We start from the raw sequence: 14,745 nt of genomic DNA on the forward strand, positions 1-14,745 counted from the left end.
CGGGCGCGCCGGGCGGCCGGCCGGAAGACCTACTCCGGCAGCGTCAGCCGGATGTCCTCGCGCCGCCGGACGCCCTGCGCGTCCGCGCCGCCGAGCGCCTGCAGCAGCGCGGCGACCTGCCCGTGGCCGGGCACCTCGGCCTCCGGCTGGGCGTCCAGCCAGGGGGCGAGCACGAACGCCCGCTCGTGCGAGCGCGGGTGCGGCAGCAGCAGCTGCGGGTCGTCGCTGGTGACGCCCTCGTACGCGAGGATGTCGACGTCCAGGGTGCGCGGGCCCCAGCGGACGGTGCGGACCCGCCCGAAGGCGTCCTCGATCGCGTTGCCGCGCTCCAGGAGGTCCCGCGGGGGCAGCGTGGTGCGCAGCACGACCACCGCGTTGTAGTAGTTGGGCTGCTCGTCGGGGCCGCCGACGGCCTCCGTCTCGTAGACGGCGGAGACGGCCTTGACCTTGAGCCCGGGGGTGTCGGCGAGTGCGTCCACGGCGCCCTGGAGGGTGTCCAGGCGGTTGCCCAGGTTGGCGCCGAGGGCGATCACGGCACAGCGCTGGCTGTGCAGCGTGGTGTCGGCCGAGTCCACCCGGTTCTCCAGGTCGAACGTGGTCGGCGAGGCGGTCGGGTCACTGGTACTCATCGAATTCCCTCTGCATCGGAAACCGGGCGCGCGGCGCAGGTCACGCGCGGCCCCGGTGGATGGTCACGGTCACGTCGTCGAACGGCACGGTGATCGGGGCGTCCGGCTTGTGCACGGTGACCTCGACCTCCTCGACCGCGTCGTGCTTCAGGCACTGGTCGGCGATGCGCTGGGCCAGGGTCTCGATCAGGTCGACCGGCTCGCCCGCGATGATCGCCGTGACCTCCTCGGCCACGATGCCGTAGTGCGCCGTGCGGGTGAGGTCGTCGCCGGACGCGGCGGGGCGGGTGTCCAGGTACAGCACGAGGTCCACCACGAAGGTCTGGCCCTCGACGCGCTCGCGCTCGAAGACGCCGTGGTGGCCCCGGGCACGCAGGCCCCGCAGGGTGACGCGGTCCAGCAAACGAATCACTGCTCCCAGTCGGACGGGCCCTGCCCCGGACAGGAGGTGGGCAGGCAGGGCGAAGGCGGGCATCGCGCCCGCCACTCCGTTTCGAATCTACCTGCGAGCGCGGACAACGCCTGACCGTCCTACCCGGCACGAACCGACACCACGCACGCCGGAATGGCGATTGACGTGAACGTTCGGTGAGCGGCCGGAAATTCCCCGGCGACCGTCGGGAGGCGTTTTCCCGACGGTCCCGGGATCAGTCCTCGTCCTCGTCGTCACCGCTGGTCAGCACGGGTGACCCGTGGTGCGACCAGAGCTTCCAGCCGGCCGGCGTGCGCCGGAAGAGATTGGTGGAGACGACCTTTCCGCCGACCAGCGGTCCGAGCTCCCCCTCCTCTTCGGCCTCGCCACCCGAAAGGATGTTTTCCGTGCACGTGACAAGAGCCACATCTCCGTGCACCTCGGCCTCGACGTCGGTGAGGATGAACTGGATGTACTCCGTGTTCGCCATGATCAGCATGTACGAGCGGGTCACCTGGGCCCGCCCGCGCAGCACCGGCCAGCCGGGGTGCACGCACACCACGCCGCCCTTGTCGTCGGCCTCGGCGGCCCCCAGCCAGACGTCCTCGACCGCCTCCTGATCGCCGTTCTCCAGCGCCTCGTAGAGCGCGCGGTTGGCCTCCAGCACGGCCTCCCGGTCCGCCTCGCCGGCCCGCTGTCCCGCCGTCTCGCCACTCACCCTGCCGTCACCTGCCACTGACCCTCCCGTCTTGAGCCCTCAGCCGGCCGCGCGCTGCCAGGCGGCGACCACCCGGACGGCGTCCGCCGTGCCGGCCACGTCGTGCACCCGCACCGCCCAGGCGCCGGCCCGCGCCGACAGCACCGACACCGCGGCGGTCGCGTCGTCGCGCTCCCGGGCCGGGCGCAGCTCCCCGGTTTCCGGGTCGGCGAGCAGCGTACCCAGGAACCGCTTGCGCGATGCGGCCACCAGGACGGGACGGCCGAGCGCGGTGAGCGCGTCGAGCCGGCCGAGCAGCGCCCAGTTGTGCGCGGCGGTCTTCGCGAAGCCCAGCCCCGGGTCCAGGATCAGCTGCTCCTCCTTCACCCCGGCGGCCAGCAGCACGTCCACCCGGGCGGTCAGCTCGGCGACCACGTCCCCGACCACGTCGTCGTAGACGGCCAGCCGGTCCATGTCGGCGGACTGCCCGCGCCAGTGCATCACCACGAAGGGGGCGCCGGTCTCGGCCACCACCCGGGCCATCGCCGGGTCGGCCAGGCCGCCGGAGACGTCGTTGATGAGCCGGGCGCCGGCCGCCACGGCCTGCTCGGCGACGGAGGCGCGCATGGTGTCGACGGAGACCAGCACCCCGGCGTCGGACAGCTCGCGGACCACCGGCAGCACCCGCCCGAGCTCCTCCTCCTCGGGCACCCGGTCCGAGCCGGGGCGGGTGGACTCGCCGCCGACGTCGACCAGGTCCGCGCCCCGGGCCCGGAGGGCGAGCCCGTGCGCGATGGCGCGGGCGGGGTCGTGCCACAGCCCGCCGTCCGAGAAGGAGTCGGGGGTCACGTTGACCACGCCCATCACGGCGCAGCGGCCGAGCCGCGGCAGTCCGGCCGGCAGCGAGAAGGAAAGCGAAGCGCTCATGCTCCCCATTATCGAACCGGCCGTCATCGGACCGGACCCCGGCCGGAAGGGTTCCGGCCGGGGTCCAGGGGGTGGCGCGACGGGGCTCAGGCGGCCTCGGTGACCTCCGGGCGCGGGGCCGGCATCAGGCCCTCGCGCTGCGGCTTGCGGCCGAAGCGCGGCATGCCGAGCGTGATGAAGGCCTCGGCCTGCATCGCGGCGAAGCCGATCCGGGGCAGGTCACGGGTGTTCGGGAAGACCAGGAAGCGGGGCTCCCACTCCGGCTGGAACTTGGCGTTGAACTTGTACAGCGACTCGATCTGGAACCAGCGCGAGAGGAACACCAGCAGCCCGCGCCAGGCCCGCAGGACCGGGCCGGCGCCGATCCGCTCACCGCGCGCCAGCGCCGAGCGGAACATCGCGAAGTTGAGCGAGACCCGGCGGATGCCCATCGCCGGCACCGCCTGCAGGGCCGCGACGATCAGCAGCTCGTTCAGGCCCGGGTCGGCGGCGCGGTCGCGGCGCATCAGCTCCAGCGAGATGCCGTCCGGCCCCCACGGCACGAAGTGCAGCACGGCCTTCAGGTCGTCGCCGTCCTCGCCCTCCTCCGGGGCCTTGTGGGCGGTGACCACCACGCAGTCGTCGTCGAGCGGGTCGCCGAAGCGGCCCAGCGCCATCGAGAAGCCGCGCTCGGTGTCGGTGCCGCGCCAGCGGGCGGCGGCGTCGGCGATCCGGTACTTCTCCTCGTGGGTGAGGTCCGCGACCTTGCGCACCTGGCAGGAGTAGCCGTTGCGCTCGATCCGCTTGACCATCTGCCGGACGTTGCGCATCGCCCGGCCGGAGAGCGAGAAGGTGCTCGTGTCGACGATCGCCTCGTCGCCCAGCTCCAGCGCGTCCAGCCCCGCCTCGCGGGTCCAGACCTCGCCGCCGACCTCGCTGCAGCCCATCACGGCCGGCACCCAGGCGTGCTCGCGGGCCTCGGTCATGAAGACCTTGATCGCGCCCGGCCAGGCCTCCACGTCGCCGACCGGGTCACCGGAGGCGAGCATCACGCCGGAGACCACCCGGTAGGAGATCGCCGCCTTGCCGGAGGGCGAGAACAGCACGCTCTTGTCGCGGCGCAGCGCGAAGTAGCCCAGCGAGTCCCGCTCGCCGTGCCGGTCGAGCAGCCCGCGGACCTTGTCCTCGTCCTCGGCGGTCAGCTCCGGCTTGGGCTTCTCCGGGCGCAGCGCCAGGTACGCGGTGGTGAAGGCGGTGATCAGGCCCAGTCCGCCGAGCAGGTAGGCGACCAGCTCGGACATCCGGGCGGAGGTGTAGCCGAGCGGTCCTTCGAACCCGAACAGCCCGTACCCGACGTGCTCGAGCCGCTCGAACAGGCCCGGGTGGCCGATCTCGTACTTGGTCCGGGTGGAGACGATCAGCAGGCCGAGCAGCACGCTGATGGTGCCCATCACGACCAGGTTGACCGCCGCCCGCCAGCGGGTGCGCGGGTCGGCCTTGGCGTAGAACTCGCGCCGGTGCACCAGCATCACCGCGAACAGCACCAGCGAGACGACGGCCGGGCCGATCTGGTGCCAGCGCAGGATGTGCAGCGCCGCGCCGACCGGCAGCAGCACGCAGACCACCCGCCAGGCGCGCCGCTTGCGCCGCCGCAGGGCGTGGGCGAGCAGCACCAGCAGCAGGCCGACCATCAGGGTGCCGGCCGCCGCCAGCGTGGTGGTGCCGCCGGGCAGCTGCCCGGCGAAGGTGTGCACCTTGGTGTGCCGGAGCTTGGGGAACACCGCACTCGCGATGTCCACCAGGCCGATCAGCAGACAGGCGTAGCCGACCGCACCCGGGAGCCAGGCCCTCGGGACGGCGGCCGCTTGGGTACGAAGCGTCTGCAGGCCGCGGCGACGGGGCGGCTGCTCGGGGCTCGGCTCAACGGACACGGGAACGCTCATGGAAGCTCAGCGTAGAGGCTGCGGAGCGCAGTCCTGACACTCCGGGGGAGGAGTTGTGATGGACCTTCATGCCTTTTCCTTCATCAGGCAATGCGCACACCAAGGATCCGGAAACGGAAGGTAAACCGGTGGTCGGCGGGCGCTGCGATTGAGCCGAGGGTGGGAGCCGGGACCCCGCGCCGCGTGGCGCGACGGGCCCCCGCATACCCGGTACGTACGGTGGACGCCGCATTCTAGGGCGCCGGTTGCACGGGTTCACGCCCGGCCTCCCGGCCCGCCCCCGGCGCCCGGACGGACCAGCCCCGATGGCCCGGCCTGACGTGTCGTCAGACCATGGAAGTGTGCCCCGACAGCGTCCCAGCGGAAGGCCGACAGCATGGAACTGACCAGCGACGCGCTGGTGAACTCACTGCTCGCGCTCGGCGCGGCCGCCCTGCTCGCCACGCTCTGGCTCTGGCCCAGGCTGGCCCGCCAGCGGCCGCTGCCGGTGCTCGGCCGGATCGGACTGCTGACGGTCACCCAGGTCTCCGTGCTGGCCGTGCTCGCGCTCTCGGTCAACAACTCCTTCGGGTTCTACACCTCCTGGCACGACCTGCTCGATCCCGGCGGCACCAAGCTCGCACTGGCCGGCAGCGGGAACCACCACGGCGGCACCCCGGTCTCCGACTCACCGGTCCAGCCCACCGACGAGGGCGGCCTGGAGGGCGTCACCGACCTGCCCAAGGGGCCGCCCGAGGAGGTCGGCAAGGTCGAGTCGGTCCGGGTCACCGGCAAGGAGTCCGGCCTGTCCGACCAGATGTTCGTCTACCTCCCGCCGGAGTACTTCGACCCGAAGCTCGCGATGGTGCGCTTCCCGGTGCTGCTCACCATCGCCGGCTTCCCCGGCACCACCCTGCACCTGGTGAAGGAGCTGCCCGTCCCGCAGACCGCCTGGGAGCTGCAGAAGGCCGGCAAGATGGCGCCGGCGATCATCGTGATGGTCCGCCCGACCGTCGCCCCGCCGCGCAACACCGAGTGCGTGGACGTCCCCGGCGGCCCGCGCACCGAGTCCTGGTTCGCCAAGGACGTGCCCGAGGCGCTGCGCGCGACCTACCGGGTCAGCCGGTCACCGTCGTCCTGGGGCGTGCTCGGCTACTCCGCCGGCGGCAGCTGCGCGATGCGGCTGGCGATGCGCTTCCCGGACGTCTTCGGCAGCGCGACGGGCATGCACGGGGAGTTCAAGGTGGTCGAGGACCAGTTCACCGGCGGCAGCCTCTTCGGCGGCGACAAGTCGCTGGCCGAGCAGAGCGACCTCGCCTGGCGGCTGCAGAACCTCCCGGCGCCGAACCTCTCGCTGCTGGTGATCAGCACCCGCACCGAGACCGACTACCCGGAGACGGTGAAGTTCGTCGAGCTGGCCCAGCAGGTGGCCGCGGCCAGTCCGCAGTTCAAGGTCGACTCGATGTACCTGGACGACGGGGGCCACAATTTCGACAGCTGGATCCGGGAGCTGCCCGCCGCCCTGGAGTGGATGAGCGCCCGGCTCACCTGGACGTGACCGCCCGCCCGGGCCGGCCGACGCGCCGCCGGGCGGGTGATTACCGGCCGGTCGGACGGCCCGGCCGGCGCCCCGCGGGAACGTATCGCGACCGCCCGGCCGACCGGCCGGTGCCGTCCCGATCCGGGCAGGAGGCCCCATGCTCAGCACCCGATCGCTCTTCAACGAGATCTACCGGAACGACGAGGCGTACCAGCTGTTCTGCAGCATCGCGGCCGGGGGCGAGGACCAGGGCGGCTGGGAGAACGAGCGGATCACCGCACTGACCCGGGACCCGGTCCTCGCCCCCAAGATCGCCCGGCACGGCGCCGACGAGCGCAAGCACGGCCGGATCTTCACCCAGCTGCTGAACAAGCGCGGCCTGCCCAAGGTGGACGTCCCCGCCGAGGCCGACTACTGCATGCTGCTGGAGCGCCAGGGCGTCGGCCTCTCGCACGAACGGCTGAACAGCGACGTGCCGCTGGCCGACCGGGAGATCATCACCTACCTCGCGCACAGCCGGGTCACCGAGCAGCGCGCCGCCGAGCAGATGCGCCAGCTGGCCAGGGTCTACGGCGACAACCCCGACCTCGGCCGGGCGATGCGGATGATCTCCGCCGACGAGGACAACCACCTCGCGTACTGCCACGAGGAGCTGCTGCGGCTCACGGCCGAGGGGCACGGCCCGTACATCCGGCACACCCTGGAGACCAGCGCCCGCGGCGAGATCCGCACCCACCGGGACGTCGGCCTCGCGGTGACGTCCCGGATGGCGGAGATCCTCCGGTGGCCGCGCTGGCAGCTGGCCGTGGTGACGGCCGGCGTCCACGCGCTCTACCTGTACGACCGCGCGTTCGGCTGGCGGCGGATGGTGCGGCTGCGGATGCCGGAGCGCCGCAACGCCCTGGGCACCCCGGCGCCGCCGCACGCCGAGCGCGGGACCGTCTGAGCCCGGGGCCGGCCGGGCCAGGGGCCGCCGGCCGGAGCCGTCAGCGCCCGATGATGAGGCTCATCGCCTCGGCCCGGGTGGCCGGGTCGCGGAGCTGGCCGCGGACGCAGGAGGTGATGGTCTTGGCGCCGGGCTTGCGGATGCCGCGCATCGACATGCACATGTGCTCGCACTCGACGACCACGATCGCCCCGCGGGGTTCGAGGATCCGCATCAGCGCGTCCGCGACCTGGCTGGTGAGCCGCTCCTGCACCTGCGGGCGGCGGGCGTAGACGTCCACCAGCCGGGCCAGCTTGGACAGGCCGGTGATCTTGCCGGTGGTGGACGGGATGTACCCGACGTGCGCGACGCCCCGGAACGGCACCAGGTGGTGCTCGCAGACCGACGTCAGCTCGATGTCCTTGACCAGCACCATCTCGTCGTGGCCGAGGTCGAAGGTGGTGGTCAGGACGTCCTCGGGCTCCTGCCAGAGGCCGGCGAATATCTCCTTGTAGGCCCGCGCCACCCGGGCCGGCGTCTCCAGCAGCCCCTCGCGGTCCGGGTCCTCGCCGACGGCGAGCAGCAGCTCGCGGATGGCGTTCTCGGCCCGCTTCTGGTCGAAGGTCCCGACGGCGGGCGGACCGTCGAGCGTCACCGGGTCGGTCATGCGGGCCTCGCTAACTAGTGAAACGACTTGGCTGAACAGCACGGATGCCGCGCCTCCAGGGTACAAACCCCGGTGACGCGGCATCCATTCCGTCCTGTGCGGTGCCGGATCAGCCCTCCGTGGGGGGCTCCGCCGGCAGCGGCGGGAGCTTCACCACGTCGACCGGGGCGGCCTCGGTGGCGGAGGCGCCGTTGGTGAGCGCCAGCTCCTTGGGCGACTGCACCGGCGGCCTGGTGGACGGCGTCCGGCGGGCGGAACCCGTCCAGGCCGGCCGGGCCGGGCGCTTGACGATCGGGGCGAAGATCTCGGCGATCTGCTCCTTGTTGAGGGTCTCCTTCTCCAGGAGCTCCAGGACCAGGTTGTCGAGCACGTCGCGGTTCTCGACCAGGATCTCCCAGGCCTCGTTGTGCGCGTTCTCGATGAGCTTCTTGACCTCTTCGTCGACCAGCCCGGCGACCTCTTCCGAGTAGTCGCGCTGGTGACCCATCTCACGGCCCAGGAACGGCTCCGAGTTGTCGGTGCCGAACTTGATCGCGCCGAGCCGCTCGGTCATGCCGTACTGGGTGACCATGGCCCGCGCGGTCGCGGTGGCCTTCTCGATGTCGTTCGAGGCGCCGGTGGTCGGGTCGTGGAAGACCAGCTCCTCCGCCGCGCGGCCGCCCAGCATGTAGGCCAGCTGGTCGAGCATCTCGTTGCGGGTGGTGGAGTACTTGTCCTCGTCCGGCAGCACCATGGTGTAGCCGAGGGCCCGGCCGCGGGACAGGATGGTGATCTTGTGCACCGGGTCGGCGTTCGGGGAAGCCGCCGCGACCAGGGCGTGACCGCCCTCGTGGTACGCGGTGATCTTCTTCTCCTTGTCGGACATGATCCGCGTGCGCTTCTGCGGACCGGCCACGACGCGGTCGATCGCCTCGTCCAGGATGCCGTTGTCGATCAGCTTCTTGTCCGAGCGGGCGGTCAGCAGAGCGGCCTCGTTGAGGACGTTCGACAGGTCCGCGCCGGTGAAGCCGGGGGTGCGCTTGGCGACGGCCGAGAGGTCGACGTCGGGCGCGATCGGCTTGCCCTTCTGGTGCACCTTGAGGATGTCCAGCCGGCCCTGGAGGTCGGGGCGCTCCACCGCGATCTGGCGGTCGAAGCGGCCCGGGCGCAGCAGCGCCGGGTCCAGGATGTCGGGGCGGTTGGTCGCGGCGATCAGGATCACGCCGCCCTTGACGTCGAAGCCGTCCATCTCGACCAGCAGCTGGTTGAGGGTCTGCTCGCGCTCGTCGTGGCCGCCGCCGAGACCCGCACCGCGGTGCCGGCCGACGGCGTCGATCTCGTCGACGAAGACGATCGCCGGGGCGTTCGCCTTGGCCTGCTCGAAGAGGTCGCGGACCCGGCTGGCGCCGACACCCACGAACATCTCGACGAAGTCCGAGCCGGAGATCGAGTAGAACGGCACCCCGGCCTCGCCCGCGACGGCACGCGCCAGCAGGGTCTTACCGGTACCGGGCGGGCCGTACAGCAGCACGCCCTTGGGGATCTTGGCGCCGACGGCCTGGAACTTGGCCGGCTCCTGCAGGAACTCCTTGATCTCGTGGAGCTCCTCGACGGCCTCGTCCGCACCGGCGACGTCCGCGAAGGTGGTCTTCGGGGTGTCCTTGGTGAGCAGCTTGGCCTTGGACTTGCCGAACTGCATGACGCGCGAGCCGCCGCCCTGCATCTGGTTCATCAGGAACAGGAAGACCAGAACGATGATCACGATGGGCAGCATCGACAGCAGCAGGCTGACGAAGGTGCTCTGCTTCTCCGGGCTGATGGTGTAGCCGTCGGAAAGCGTGTTCTGGTCGTTGTCGTTGATCTGGGCCTGCAGCCGGTCGGCGATCGCGACACCCTGGTCGCCGATGTACGAGGCCTGGAACTTGCTGCCGGACGGGGGCTTGCCCGTGCCGGCGTCGGACAGCTTGGCGCCGTCCTTCAGCTGGATCTTGATCGTGTTCGAGTCACCGGTGGTGATCTGCGCCGACTTGACCTGCTTGGCGTCGATCGCTGCGACGACCTGCCCGGTGTCCACCGTCTTGTAGCCGTTCGAGTCCGAAACGACCTGCATCAGCACGATGACGGCGAGGACGGCCAGCACGATCCACATGATCGGCGCACGGAAGTATCGCTTGACGTCCATCCATGCGGGGCGTTGCCGCCCCGTCCCTCCTGCCACTCAACGGCGCCGTGGGCCCGTGGGGCCGCCGGCGCATCCGGTCTGTGCTCATGTGAAGAGCGGTTTTATTGGACCGTACCGCAGTCGGACCCGCCGGTGGCGGGACGCAGCGACACGAGTACTTCTATTTCCCCCCGGAACAACGGGCGGGAACGGCGTACTGTTCCCGCCCGTAGCCCGAACGGGCCCCGGTCCTTCTCAGCCGCCGTAGACGTGCGGGGCGAGGGTGCCGATGAAGGGGAGGTTGCGCAGCTTCTCCGCGTAGTCGAGGCCGTAGCCGACCACGAACTCGTTGGGGATGTCGAAGCCGACGTACTTGACGTCGATCTCGACCTTGGCCGCGTCCGGCTTGCGCAGCAGGGTGCAGACCTCCAGCGAGGCCGGGCCGCGCGAGCCCAGGTTGCCGAGCAGCCAGGACAGGGTCAGACCCGAGTCGATGATGTCCTCGACGATCAGGACGTCCCGGCCGGCGATGTCGGTGTCGAGGTCCTTGAGGATCCGCACCACACCGGAGGACTTGGTACCCATACCGTAGGAGGAGACGGCCATCCAGTCCATGGTCACCTGCGAGTGCAGGGCACGGGCGAGGTCGGCCATGACCATCACGGCCCCCTTGAGGACGCCGACGATCAGCAGGTCCTTGCCTGCGTAGTCCCGGTCGATGCGCTCGGCCAGCTCCAGGAGCTTGGCGTCGATCTCGTCCTTGCTGATGAGCACCTTCGCGAGGTCAGCGCCCATGTCGTTCTGGTCCACCGGGGATACGTCCTCAAACGTTCGGGGTCTGGATGGCCGGCGGCCGGTGACCCCGGGGCATGCCCGCCCGTCAGTCGCCCTGCCGCCGAAAGACCAGCGTGCCACACCTGCGGGTGGCTTCGACGCCCCCGGGTAGGTGCAACGGCCCCTGGCCGCGCCAACCGGTGACCAGCAGGTCGATCGTTTCGAGGTGACGCGCGAACAGGTCACCGGCCGGACAGCCCGCCCGCAGCGCGGCCCGGCGCAGCACCCGGCGGCGTACCGCGGGCGGCAGTTCGGCCAGCTTCGCGGCGTCCAGGGTGCCTTCGCCCGTCCGGAGGTCGCGTTCGGCCAGCGCGGCCCACTGGTCCAGCGCATCGGCGTCGTCGCGGAACAGCCGGGCGGTGCGGGCCAGCGCCTCGACCACGCCGCCGCCGAGGTGCTTCTCCAGCACCGGCAGCACCTCGTGGCGCACCCGGGAGCGGGTGTAGGCGGGATCGCAGTTGTGCGGGTCGTCCCAGACCGGGATCGCCTGGGCGGAGCAGGCCTGCCGGGTGGCGGCCCGGTCCAGCTCCAGCAGCGGGCGGCGGTAGCGGCCCTTCTGGGCCGGCATCCCGGCCAGCGAGCGGGCGCCGGAGCCGCGGGCCAGGCCCAGCAGCACCGTCTCGGCCTGGTCGTCGCGGGTGTGGCCGAGCAGGACGGCGACCGCGCCGTACCGCTCGGCGGCCTCGTCCAGGGCCGCGTAGCGGGCGTCCCGGGCCGCGGCCTCGGGTCCGCCGGAGCGGCCGACCTGCACCGGGATCGCCTCGACCGGGTCGAGTCCGAGCGAGCGGAGCCGCTCGGCGACCTGGGCGGCCCGGTCGGCGGAGCCGTCCTGCAGGCCGTGGTCGACGGTGACGGCGCCGACCCGCAGGCCGATCTTGGGGGCCTCGAAGGCGGCGGCGATGGCCAGCGCCATGGAGTCCGCGCCCCCGCTGACCGCGACCAGGACCAGCGGCGAGCCGGGCGCGGCCGGGGTGCGGGGCAGCCCGGAGGGGTGGCGGTGGGCGTTGCCGATCAGGGTGGTCCCGACCGTGGCGCCGACCAGCGGGGCCCCGCTGGGGCGCTCGCGGGGCTCGCGCACGGGCGCGGTGAAGGTGGTGCCGGCCTCGGCGGCGAGGTCGGTGAGCGTGCGGCGAACGGCCAGGCGTATCGCGGCGACAGCGGGGTGTGGGCCCACGGCGGACGGCTCCTTGGCGGAGGGGGACAGGACGGCGGAGGACGCGGCGGGGGGACCGCGCATCTGTGAGCACCGTGTTACCGGGCGCTCACAGATGGTGGCAGAAAGGAGGCGCCCGCTACGCCACCCGCGCCACCGGTACGACCACCGTCCCACGTTCGGGTGAATGCAGAAACGTATCTTCACCCGCCATCTGCACGACTGGACCACTCGTGCGAACGGGTTCGACCGCTGCCGACCGCGGGGCGCGCGACCGGCAGCGGAGCGGGCGGCCCGCTACCGCGCCACCCGGGCGACCCAGGCGGCGGGGTCGTGGATCTCCTCCTTGGTCGGCAGGGTGTTGGGCGAGGTCCAGACCCGGTTGAAGCCGTCCATCCCGACCCGCTCGACCACCCCGCGGACGAAGACCGCGCCGTCCTGGTACTGGCGGAGCTTGGCGTCCATGCCGAGCAGCCGCCGCAGCACCAGGTCCAGCCGGTTGGCGCCGCGGTCCCGGCGCTGCTGGAACTTCTCCCGGATCTCCGCCACGCTCGGCACCACCGCCGGGCCGACGCCGTCCATCACCACGTCCGCGTGGCCCTCCAGCAGCGACATGACGGCCGTCAGCCGGCCCAGGATCTCGCGCTGGGCGGGCGACTGGACGATCTCCAGCAGGCCGGTGGAGGTCTGCGTGCCCTCGCCGCGGCCGCCGACGCCGGGCAGGCCGCCGAGCGAGCCGGCGGCGTCCCGCAGCCGGTCCAGCAGCGCGCCCGGGTCGACGTCCGTCTCGGCCAGGAAGGACTGCACCTCGGACTGGATGTGGTCGCGCAGCCACGGCACCGCGGTGAACTGGGTGCGGTGGGTCTCCTCGTGCAGGCAGACCCAGAGCCGGAAGTCGGCCGGGTCGACGTCCAGCTCCCGCTCGACGTGCACGATGTTCGGGGCCACCAGCAGCAGCCGGCCCGGGCCGGGGCCGTCGGGGCCCAGCCGGGGCTTGTCGAACAGGGCGGCGGGGCTGTCCGGCGCCTCCAGCGAGGGCTCGGCCGGGGCGAAGGTCTCGTACTGGCCGAGCACCTTGGTGGCCAGGAAGGCCAGCAGCGCGCCGACCTCGATGCCGGTGGCCTTCTCCCCCACCGTGCCGAGCACCCCGGCCGTGGCGCTGTTCGCCCGGCGGGCCTGCAGCTTCTCCACCAGCGGCTGGACGACGGTGCGGAAGCCCGCCACGTTCGCCCGCACCCAGCCGGGGCGGTCCACGATCAGCACCGGGGTCGCGGCGGCCTCGGCGAGGCTGCTGGAGCGCATGCCGGTGAACGCCCGGACGTGCTCCTCGGCCTCCAGCGCGTGCCGGCGCAGCTGGGCCACCACGGCGGCCGCCTCGGCGCGGCTCACCTCCGGTCCCGGCCGCACCAGCCTGGTCGCGGTTGCGACCGCGAGATTCCAGTCGACCATGTCGGCACCGCCGCTCGCGCTCGTCATGCCCTCACCGTACGTGGTCCCGCGCACCGGGGGGAGCCACCGGTGCGGACGGCCCGGATCCCGGGCCGTCCGGGCGGGCGCCGGACGGGAACGTTCCGGCGGCCGCGGCCGGCCCGGCGTCAGTGGCAGCCGCAGGCGGCGATCCGGGCGACGATGCGGTCCATGGAGGCCCGGGCGGTGTCGGCGGGGGCGGAGGTCCTGGTCATCACCGCGAAGAAGAGCAGCCGTCCCTCGGTGTCCACGACGGTGCCGGCCAGGGTGTTGACGCCGGTGAGGGTGCCGGTCTTGGCATGGACCAGGCCGGCGGCCTCGGCGGCGCCCGAGCCGGCCCCGTAGCGCTTGCCGAGGGTGCCGGTGAAGCCCGCGACCGGGAGGCCGGTGAGGACCGGGCGCAGTGCCGGGTGCTGGTCGGAGGCGGCCAGGGCGAGCAGGTGGACCAGGACGGCCGGCGAGATCTCGTTGTCGGGGTGCAGGCCGCTGCCGTCGTTGAGGAGCACGCCGGTCATCGGCACGCCGAGCCGGGTGAGTTCCTGCTTCACGGCGGTGGCGGCGCCCTCGAAGCTGGCCGGCTCGTGGGCGGCGATGGCGGCCTGGCGGGCGACCGCCTCGGCGATGGTGTTGTCGGAGGTGGTCAGCAGCCGCTCGACCAGGCGCGCGACGGTCGGCGATTCCACCCGGCCGAGGACGGGCGCACCGGCGGCGGCCGGGGCGGTGGCCTGCTTCGCCTTGCCCGCGACGGTGATGCCCTGGGCCTTCAGCAGCCCGGCGAAGGCCTCGGCGGCCGCCCCGGCCGGGTCGGCGACGCGGTGGGGCGCGTCCTCCCTGCTCCTCGGGTCGGCCTTGCCCTCGTCGACCATCAGCGGGACGACCAGCGGGATGTTGAGGGCGTCGTAGTTCTTGTGCTGCGGGTTGCCGGAGTACATCGAGAGGTCGTAGTCGAGCGTGACCGTGGTGGTGCCGGCGGCCTTGAGCGCGGCGGCGGTCTGCCGGGCCAGCGCGTCCAGCGAGGCGGGGGCGGTGTCGGCGTCGGCGGGCAGACCGCCGATCTGCACCTGGTCGGCGGGCAGCGCGGTGAGCGTGGGGTCGCCGCCACCCACGAGGGTGATCTCGCCCGGGTTCGCGCCCTTGACGACCCGGGTGGCCAACCGGGTGTCGCCGGGGATCAGCGAGAGGGCGGCGACCGAGGTCGCCAGCTTGGTGGTGGAGGCGGGCGTGGCCGGGGTGTTCTCCCCCGAGCCGTACAGGAGCCGGCCGTCGGCGGCGTCCGCGACGGCCAAGGTGACGGTGCCCAGGTTCTTGTCGCCCAGGGCGGCGGCGAGCGCCTGCTGGAGCCCCTGCGCGGTCGGCACCCCGGCGGCCGGGGCGGCCCCGGCGGAGACCAGCACCGCGGCGGCGGGGGCCGGGCGGGCCCCGGCACCGCCGCCCCCGGCGCACCGGCCGGGGC

General features: G+C 72.6%; 13 protein-coding genes. 2 read left to right on the forward strand and 11 right to left on the reverse strand.

The window, feature by feature from the left end; all coding sequences use genetic code 11:
- Nucleotides 1-29: 29 nt before the first annotated feature.
- From folK to ABZ885_RS24020, 5 genes are all read right to left on the reverse strand, one after another.
- Nucleotides 30-629, reverse strand: coding sequence for a 2-amino-4-hydroxy-6-hydroxymethyldihydropteridine diphosphokinase (folK, locus tag ABZ885_RS24000; protein ID WP_360192172.1), 600 nt, complete (start codon nt 627-629; stop codon nt 30-32).
- Nucleotides 630-669: 40 nt separating this feature from the next.
- Nucleotides 670-1,029: a dihydroneopterin aldolase gene (folB, locus tag ABZ885_RS24005; protein WP_030288941.1), complete on the reverse strand. Its 360-nt coding sequence runs from the start codon at nt 1,027-1,029 to the stop codon at nt 670-672.
- 247 nt (nt 1,030-1,276) lie between these two features.
- Nucleotides 1,277-1,759, reverse strand: coding sequence for a nuclear transport factor 2 family protein (locus ABZ885_RS24010; RefSeq protein ID WP_360192175.1), 483 nt, complete (start codon nt 1,757-1,759; stop codon nt 1,277-1,279).
- A gap of 39 nt (nt 1,760-1,798) precedes the next feature.
- Nucleotides 1,799-2,665, reverse strand: a complete 867-nt coding sequence (gene folP / locus ABZ885_RS24015; RefSeq protein ID WP_360192177.1) for a dihydropteroate synthase — start codon at nt 2,663-2,665, stop codon at nt 1,799-1,801.
- A gap of 86 nt (nt 2,666-2,751) precedes the next feature.
- Entirely contained in the window at nt 2,752-4,587 is a 1,836-nt protein-coding gene (locus ABZ885_RS24020) for a phosphatidylglycerol lysyltransferase domain-containing protein (protein WP_360192180.1), read from the reverse strand.
- Nucleotides 4,588-4,963: 376 nt separating this feature from the next.
- On the opposite strand from ABZ885_RS24020, the gene ABZ885_RS24025 reads away from it, so the two are divergent.
- Nucleotides 4,964-6,124, forward strand: a complete 1,161-nt coding sequence (locus ABZ885_RS24025; protein WP_360192182.1) for an alpha/beta hydrolase-fold protein — start codon at nt 4,964-4,966, stop codon at nt 6,122-6,124.
- Between the two features lie 139 nt (nt 6,125-6,263).
- A complete protein-coding gene (locus tag ABZ885_RS24030) occupies nt 6,264-7,052 on the forward strand; it encodes a ferritin-like domain-containing protein (protein ID WP_360192185.1) in 789 nt (262 codons plus the stop codon).
- A 40-nt stretch (nt 7,053-7,092) separates the two neighbouring features.
- Here ABZ885_RS24030 and folE read toward each other — a convergent pair whose 3' ends face one another.
- The 6 genes from folE to dacB form a co-directional block, all read right to left on the reverse strand.
- Entirely contained in the window at nt 7,093-7,698 is a 606-nt protein-coding gene (folE, locus tag ABZ885_RS24035; RefSeq protein ID WP_360192187.1) for a GTP cyclohydrolase I FolE, read from the reverse strand.
- 109 nt (nt 7,699-7,807) lie between these two features.
- Complete coding sequence (gene ftsH, locus ABZ885_RS24040) at nt 7,808-9,859, reverse strand: ATP-dependent zinc metalloprotease FtsH (RefSeq protein ID WP_360192189.1); 2,052 nt, start codon at nt 9,857-9,859, stop codon at nt 7,808-7,810.
- Between the two features lie 234 nt (nt 9,860-10,093).
- Nucleotides 10,094-10,648 (reverse strand): hypoxanthine phosphoribosyltransferase, encoded by a 555-nt coding sequence (hpt, locus tag ABZ885_RS24045; protein ID WP_030059589.1) that lies wholly within the window; start codon nt 10,646-10,648, stop codon nt 10,094-10,096.
- 70 nt (nt 10,649-10,718) lie between these two features.
- Nucleotides 10,719-11,846 (reverse strand): tRNA lysidine(34) synthetase TilS, encoded by a 1,128-nt coding sequence (gene tilS, locus ABZ885_RS24050; protein WP_360192197.1) that lies wholly within the window; start codon nt 11,844-11,846, stop codon nt 10,719-10,721.
- Nucleotides 11,847-12,122: 276 nt separating this feature from the next.
- Nucleotides 12,123-13,301: a zinc-dependent metalloprotease gene (locus ABZ885_RS24055; RefSeq protein WP_360192191.1), complete on the reverse strand. Its 1,179-nt coding sequence runs from the start codon at nt 13,299-13,301 to the stop codon at nt 12,123-12,125.
- A 119-nt stretch (nt 13,302-13,420) separates the two neighbouring features.
- Nucleotides 13,421-14,745 (reverse strand): D-alanyl-D-alanine carboxypeptidase/D-alanyl-D-alanine-endopeptidase (gene dacB, locus ABZ885_RS24060; protein WP_360192194.1); only part of this gene is annotated, 1,325 nt, incomplete at its 5' end.

It is taken from the genome of Kitasatospora sp. NPDC047058 (assembly GCF_040643935.1).
GTDB lineage: Bacteria > Actinomycetota > Actinomycetes > Streptomycetales > Streptomycetaceae > Kitasatospora.